Raw genomic sequence first — 7093 nt, forward strand, 5'->3', positions numbered from 1 at the left:
AGCCACAGCTTCGGCGCTTCGCGGTTGGGGATCAGCGCCGTGGTGATGACGATGTCCACCTCGGGCGCGAGCTCACGGAACTTGGCAAGCTGGGCCTCACGGAACTCGGGCGAGGACACCGCGGCGTAACCGCCGGTGGCCGCACCATCCACCTGCTCTTCCTCGAAGTCGAGGTAGACGAACTCCGCCCCCATCGACTCGACCTGCTCAGCCACTTCGGGCCGCACGTCGAAGGCATAGGTGATGGCGCCGAGCGAGGTCGAGGTGCCGATCGCGGCAAGACCCGCGACGCCCGCGCCCACCACCAGCACCTTGGCCGGCGGCACCTTGCCCGCGGCGGTCACCTGGCCGGTGAAGAAGCGGCCGAAGTTGTTGCCCGCCTCGATCACCGCGCGGTAGCCCGCGATGTTTGCCATCGACGACAGTGCGTCCATCTTCTGCGCGCGGCTGATCCGCGGCACCATTTCCATGGCGATGACGTTGGCGCCCTTCGCCTTCGCCAGCTCCAGCCCCTCGGTGTTGCCGCCCGGGTTGAAGAAGGTGATGAGGGTCTTCTCGGGCGTCAGCCGCTCGAGCTCTTCCGTCGTGGGGATGCGCACCTTGGCGATGACGTCCGCCTGCGCCCAGAGCGCCTCGGCCCCGTCCACCACGGTCACGCCCGCCTCTTCGTAGACGCTGTCGGCAAACCCGGCCTTCACGCCGGCGCCGGCCTCCACGAGGCAGTCGTACCCCAGTTTCTGGAGAGCCTTGGCCGAATCCGGAGTCATCGCGACCCGGTTCTCGCCCTCGGCAATCTCCTTTGGCGTTCCTATCTTCACGTTTGTAGCCCCCCTTGGTCCTTTTGAGCCATTGATCAGTTACGTTACGGCACACGCCGGCTGACACCGGGTCTAGCGTCCGGACCCGGTGCTCACAATCGCATCGCGCCGGTTAATCACAACCCGTGGCGAAATTAAAGCCATCTTCTCGTTTGTTGCGCATACTTCGCATACTGCGCAAGAAACTTTCGGCGCAACATCTTCTCTTCCTTCTCGACAAAGCGCTTCTCCACAACCCAGACAAAGATCGGAAGCAGCACGAGCGAGGGAACGGCATCCCAATAGAGGATCAGCCCCAGCAGGATTATCGCATCGCCAACGTAGATGGGGTTCCGTGACAGCTTGAACACGCTTCCCGTCACCAGCTGAGAGGCCTCTTCATTCGGCATCACCGTGGTCCGCGCCCGGCGCATCTCCGCCACCGCCAGCGCGATGAACAGAAGCCCGCCGCCCACCAGCAAACCGCCCAGCAGATCGGCCCAGACCGCACCGAAGCTCAGCCCCATCGGGTGGTAACGGCCTTGCCACCACGCGACCAGAAGCATGCCGGCCAGCCAGGCCTTGGGAAGGTCGATCAGTTTGCGCATGGCGAAGGGTCGTGCTCCCGCAGGTTGCAACAGGTGTCACGACAGCAAGGGGCAAAGCGGCGGCGCGGTCAAGAGAGCCGCACCCGCCCGGGACACGACGCCGCGTCCCCGATGGCCCCCGCGCGACGCGCGGGCCGGTGGCTCACTCCCACTCCATCTCCTCGAAGACCCGGCCCGCGTTCTTGGTTGCCAGCTCCTCGAAGGTGTCAAGCCGCGACCATTGCGACTGGTCCACGTAGAAGGCCCCGGCCAGGTCCCCGCCGGCGTCGATGTGCTCGCCGATCCTGGCCCGGATGTCCTTGAGGTAGTCCGAGGTGTAGCGGGTCACCTGCGCCATGTTCGTCGGGTGCCCGTGGCCGGGGATCACGTAGGTCGCGCCGAGATCGGTGAACGGTCCGTCGAAAGTCTCGATCCAGCAACTCGTGCAGGTCTCGGCAAAGATCGGCGGCATGCGCTCGTGAAAGGCGATGTCGCCCGCGATCACGATCCCCCATTGCGGGATCCACACCTGCGTGTCGCCCGGATCGTGGGCGGGGCCGAGGTGCAGCACCTCGACCGTCACGTCGCCCATCTCGATGACCTCGCGGTCCGAGAACGACCGGTTCGGCACCGCCACCCGCGTGCCCTCGGCCTTGTCCCGGTTGTAGCCCTGCATGCCCTGCAGGATGAAATCGCCGTCCTTCTCGAAGACCGCGATGGCGTCCTCGTGGGCAAGGATGTCGACGCCCTGATCCGCCCAGTAGGAATTCCCGAGCATGGCGTGCCCCTGCCCGTTCTCGTTGATCACCAGCTTCACCGGCTGGTCGGTGACCGCGCGGATCTCGTCATGCAGCGCCGCCGCGAGCCGGGCCGAGGCGCCGCCGTTGATCACGATCACCCCGTCGCCGGTCTCGATGAAGCTCAGGTTGTTGTTATGGCCGCTGTTCTCGTAGGTCGGAGGCGCGGTGGCGCCGATGGCACTCCAGACATGCGGGATGACCTCGACCGGGAGGTCGTAAAGCTCGGACTGCGGGTACTGATCCGCAATATCCTCGTGCCCGACCGCCGGCCCTGCCGCCAGAACCGCCGCAATCGTCGCCTGTTTCCACATCCCTGTCCCTCCCTCGACAGCATCCGCCCACACATTCACACCCATGAATTCATCTGTCCAGCACGAAGCGTCCGCTTGCCTGCGACGCGAAAGCGCGGCAGGTTCTGCCGGAAGGAAAGGGTCGGCATGCTTGAAGGAAAACACGCGCTCGTCACCGGCGGAGGCACCGGCATCGGTCTCGCCATCGCGCGCGCGCTCGCCGGTGCCGGCGCTGCCGTCACCATCACCGGCCGCCGGGCCGAGGTCCTGAACGCCGCCGGCGACCTGCTGCACCCGCATGCGATGGATGTCTCGGACGAGGACTCGGTCCGCGAAGGCTTCGCCAAGGCCGTGGCCGCCCGTGGCCCGGTGCAGGTGCTGATCGCCAACGCGGGCCTCGCCGAGCAGGCCAACATGCCGGACATCAGCCTCGAGACCTGGCGCCGGACCATGGGCGTGAACCTCGACGGCGCCTTCCTGACCATTCGCGAGGCGCTGCCGCCGATGCTGGCCAGCGGTTGGGGCCGGGTCATCGCCATCTCCTCGATCGCCGGGGTGAAGGGCATGAAGCGCTGTGCCCCCTACGTGGCGGCGAAGCACGGGATGGTGGGGCTCATCCGCGCCCTCTCGGCCGATTACGCAGGTCAGCCGCTGACCTTCAACGCGCTCTGCCCGGGCTATGTCGAGACCGAGGTGGCAGAGCGCAACATCGAGCGCGTCATGGCGCGCGAGGGCCTGACGCGCGGCGAGGCCACGCGCTTCGTGCACTCGGCAAACCCGCACGGCCGCCTGATCCCGCCGCATTCCATCGCCCAGGCGGCGCTCTGGCTCTGCGGCGCGGGGTCCGAGAACATCAGCGGCCAGGCCATCCAGATCGCCGGAGGAGAGTTTTGACAGATTTCGCCTGGACCCGTGACCAGTTCCACATCCCGCTCGGGCTCATCTACCTCGACGGCAATTCGCTCGGCCCCCTGCCCAAGAGCACGCCGGCGCGGCTCGAGCGCATGCTCTCCGAGGAATGGGGCGAGCACCTGATCTCGGGCTGGAACGCCTGCGGCTGGATGGGCATGCCCCGGCGGCTGGGCGACCGGCTCGGACGGCTGATCGGCGCCGAGGAAGGCCACGTGGTGGTGGGCGACACGCTCTCGATCAAGGTCTTCCAGGCGCTGGCCGCGGCGCTCGACATCGTGCCCGAACGCAAGGTGATCCTGTCGGACCGGGGCAACTTCCCCTCGGATCTCTACATGGCCGAGGGGCTGATAAGGATGCTCGGCAACCGCCACGAGCTGCGCCTCGTCGCCCCGCACGAGCTCGAGGACGCGATCACCGACGAGGTGGGCGTGCTGCTGGTCACCGAGGTCGACTACCGCACGGGACGGCGCCACGACCTCAAGGCGCTGACCCGCAAGGCCCATGACATGGGCGCAGTGGTGGTCTGGGACCTCGCGCATTCAGTGGGCGCCCTGCCGGTGGACGTGGCCGCGGGCGGCGCCGATTTCGCCGTGGGCTGCACCTACAAGTACATCAACGCGGGCCCCGGCGCGCCCGCCTTCATCTACGTCTCGCCCGAGCACGCGGATCACTGCGACCCCGCGCTCGCCGGCTGGCTCGGCCACGCCCGGCCGTTTTCCTTCGAGCAGCACTACGCGCCCGGCGAGGGCATCGAGCGCATGCGCGTCGGCACCCCCCCGGTGCTGCAGATGGCAGCGCTGGATGCGGCGCTCGACATCTGGGACAAGGTCGATATGGGCAAGCTGCGCCAGCGCTCGCTGGCGCTGACCGGGCTGATGATCGAGGAGGTCGAGACCCACTGCCCCGGCCTCAAGCTCGCCACCCCGCGCGAGAACGACGCCCGCGGCAGCCAGGTTTCGTTCCGCTCGGAACACGGCTACGCCATCATGCAGGCGCTGATCGACCTCGGCGTGGTGGGCGATTTCCGCGCCCCCGACATCCTGCGCTTCGGCATCACCCCGCTCTACATCGGCGAGGACGAGATCCGCGAAGCGGTCGAGGTGCTCGCCCGCGTGCTGCGCGGCGCGCTCTGGGATCATCCGAAATATCACCGCCGCAAGCCCGTGACCTGAGCCCTGCGGCAAGGTCGGACCGCCTCCGGCGGGGATATTTGGGGCCAGAGGAAGACAGGGCGCGGCACGTCGATACCGGCCTCAGCGACGGTTTCGCGCGGGGCTCCGGCACCTTCCAGACCGCGCGGGTCAGGGAACGTGTCGTCAGGCCGGCCACGGGCGCGGAGCCGGCGGGCCGCAGGCCCGGAAAGGCGACATGACCTGCGCGCCGAAGGCGCACCGCGAGGTCACGCCGCGCGAAGATCAGGCCCGCAGGCCGCGCCCCAACAGACGGGCCAGCAGCCGCAGCCTCTCGGGATAGGCGTCATAGGGCGCGACCTTGGTGCCCTTGGCGGCGGCGAGCATGGTGCCAGCCAGCTCGCGCGGCGGCGCCTCCAGCCGCAGCCGGCCCGCATTCGCCTCGCGCGACAGCCAGTCCGCGTAGAGCGCCGCCAGCCGGCCCTCGCCCTCCACGAAGATGTCACCGCAAAGCGCCGCGGTCCGGTCGAGCAGTTCCTCGCCATGCGCCGCGCGCAGCACGGCGTCGGGGATCGCCGCCGCGTGACAGGCGAAGGCGCGCTCCAGCACCTCGTCGGGCGCGCCGGCCCCCGCCAGCGCCGCCTCCACCGCGTTGCCGAGGCGCGCGTAATAGAGCCCGACCAGCGCCCGCAGGATCGCCTCCTTGCCAGCAAAATGCAGGTAGAGCGCCGGGCGCGACATGCCCGCCGCCTTCGCGATATCCTCCATCGAGGTGCGCCGGAACCCGTAGGCGGCGAACTGTCCGAAGGCGGCCTCGAGAATCGCCTCGGCTTTCGGATCGATGTGCTGCTGGGCCTCTTGCATGGAGAATGCTCTGACAAATCAGCCGAATTTTGTCAATTGACGAAGTGACATTATCAGTTCAATCTGTCATAAACCGATCGGCAAGGAGGACGATGCCATGCCCGGCACGATCACCGTCAACGGAACCTCGCATGACGTCGACCTTCCCGACGATGTCCCGCTGCTCTGGGTGCTGCGCGATGCGCTGAACCTCACCGGCACCAAGTACGGCTGCGGCGTCTCTGCCTGTGGCGCCTGCACCGTCCATATCGACGGCGAGCCGGTGCGCTCGTGCCAGGTGACGCTCTCCGATGTCTGGGGCGAGGTCACCACCATCGAAGGCCACGGCACCCCCGAGAGCCTCTCTCGCCTGCAACAGGCCTGGGTCGCGCACCAGGTCGCGCAATGCGGTTACTGCCAGTCGGGCCAGATCATGCAGGCCGCCGCCCTGCTCGCCGAGATCCCGCAGCCCAGCGACGACCAGATCGACGCCGCCATGTCGGGCAACCTCTGCCGCTGCGGCACCTACCCCCGCATCCGCGCCGCCATCCGGTCGGCCGCGGGCATGGAAAGCTGATCCATGGCAAGCCTCGGCAAGATCGCCCGTCGCACCTTCATCTTCGGCTCCGCCGCCATCACGGGCGGTGTCGCGCTCGGCCTCTGGTACCTCGGCAGCCCCGCCGCCAACCCGCTGAAGCCGGCGGAGGGCCAAACCACGCTCAACCCCTTCGTGCTGATCGACGGCGCGGGCGTCACCATCATCGCCCCCCGCGCCGAGATGGGACAGGGCACCCAAAGCACCTGGGCCGCGCTCGTCGCCGAGGAGATGGATCTCGCCTGGGACCAGGTCCGCGTGCTGCACGGCCCGCCCGCCACCGCCTATTACAACACCGCGATGATGGGCGAGAGCGCCCCGGGCCCCGCCTATGGCAAGAGCGCCTTCCAGCACGCGGTGGGCGAGGCGATGGGCACGCTCGGCAAGCCGCTCGAGATGCAGGTCACCGGCGGCTCCACCGCCATGAAGGACGGGTACGAGCGTATGCGCGCCACCGGTGCCGCCGCCCGTGAGATGCTCAAGGGCGCCGCCGCGAACCGGCTCGGAATCGACGCAGCCCTCCTCCGCACCGAGGACGGCCACGTGATCGCCCCGGACGGCACCGCGCTGCCCTACACCGAACTCGCCGCCGAGGCCGCTGCCATCACCCCGCGCGAGGTGCAGCTGCGCGATCCCTCCGAGTGGACGCTGCTCGGCCGCCCCCTCCCCCGGCTCGACACCGTCGCCATGTCCACCGGCACCGCACAGTACAGCATCGACGTCCGGCCCGAGGGGCTGAGGTTCGCGGCGCTGCGCATGTCGCCGCGCCGGGGCACGATGCTGGGTTATGACGACAGCACCGCGCGGACCATGGCGGGGGTCGAGAAGATCGTCGACCTCGGCGACGGCGTCGCGGTCATCGCCAGCAACACGTGGCTCGCCCAGCAGGCGGTCGCGGCCATCAAGATCGACTGGGGCCCCGCCCCCCACGCCGAGACCACCGACGCGATCATGGCGCAGATCGAGGCCGCCTTCGCGCTCGACCCCGACAGCACCTTCCTCGACCGCGGCGATGCCGACCGCCTGCCCGAGGGCGCCACCGAGATCACCGCCGAGTACCGCGTGCCCTTCCTCGCGCATGCCGCGATGGAGCCGCTCAACGCCACCGCCCACATCACCGCCGAGGGGCTCGAGCTCTC

At 68.6% G+C, this 7093-nt stretch carries 7 protein-coding genes and 1 pseudogene; 4 read left to right on the forward strand and 4 right to left on the reverse strand.

Annotated features, from left to right (window positions below; all coding sequences use genetic code 11):
• From HC022_RS15670 to HC022_RS15680, 3 genes are all read right to left on the reverse strand, one after another.
• On the reverse strand, window positions 1-818 hold an 818-nt coding region (locus HC022_RS15670), incomplete at its 3' end, for a Re/Si-specific NAD(P)(+) transhydrogenase subunit alpha (protein ID WP_167453067.1).
• A 134-nt stretch (window positions 819-952) separates the two neighbouring features.
• Window positions 953-1405, reverse strand: coding sequence for an isoprenylcysteine carboxylmethyltransferase family protein (locus HC022_RS15675; protein WP_167453068.1), 453 nt, complete (start codon window positions 1403-1405; stop codon window positions 953-955).
• A 142-nt stretch (window positions 1406-1547) separates the two neighbouring features.
• The gene (locus HC022_RS15680; protein ID WP_167453069.1) at window positions 1548-2495 is read right to left on the reverse strand and encodes an MBL fold metallo-hydrolase; all 948 of its coding nucleotides are present in this window, start codon (window positions 2493-2495) and stop codon (window positions 1548-1550) included.
• Between the two features lie 126 nt (window positions 2496-2621).
• Between HC022_RS15680 and HC022_RS15685 the strand changes: the two genes are divergently transcribed.
• Window positions 2622-3368: an SDR family NAD(P)-dependent oxidoreductase gene (locus HC022_RS15685; RefSeq protein ID WP_167453070.1), complete on the forward strand. Its 747-nt coding sequence runs from the start codon at window positions 2622-2624 to the stop codon at window positions 3366-3368.
• Window positions 3365-4558, forward strand: a complete 1194-nt coding sequence (gene kynU / locus HC022_RS15690) for a kynureninase (protein WP_167453071.1) — start codon at window positions 3365-3367, stop codon at window positions 4556-4558. The genes HC022_RS15685 and kynU overlap by 4 nt, the downstream gene beginning before the upstream one ends.
• Before the next feature lie 243 nt (window positions 4559-4801).
• Here kynU and HC022_RS15695 read toward each other — a convergent pair whose 3' ends face one another.
• Window positions 4802-5380 (reverse strand): TetR/AcrR family transcriptional regulator, encoded by a 579-nt coding sequence (locus HC022_RS15695; protein WP_167453072.1) that lies wholly within the window; start codon window positions 5378-5380, stop codon window positions 4802-4804.
• A gap of 97 nt (window positions 5381-5477) precedes the next feature.
• Here HC022_RS15695 and HC022_RS15700 point away from each other — a divergent pair, with 97 nt between their 5' ends.
• A complete protein-coding gene (locus HC022_RS15700; protein WP_008885589.1) occupies window positions 5478-5936 on the forward strand; it encodes a (2Fe-2S)-binding protein in 459 nt (152 codons plus the stop codon).
• Between the two features lie 3 nt (window positions 5937-5939).
• Window positions 5940-7093 (forward strand): annotated as a pseudogene (locus HC022_RS15705) (xanthine dehydrogenase family protein molybdopterin-binding subunit); the annotation flags it as partial.

The sequence above is a fragment of the Salipiger sp. HF18 genome, from assembly GCF_011806505.1.
GTDB classification, from domain to species: domain Bacteria; phylum Pseudomonadota; class Alphaproteobacteria; order Rhodobacterales; family Rhodobacteraceae; genus Salipiger; species Salipiger thiooxidans.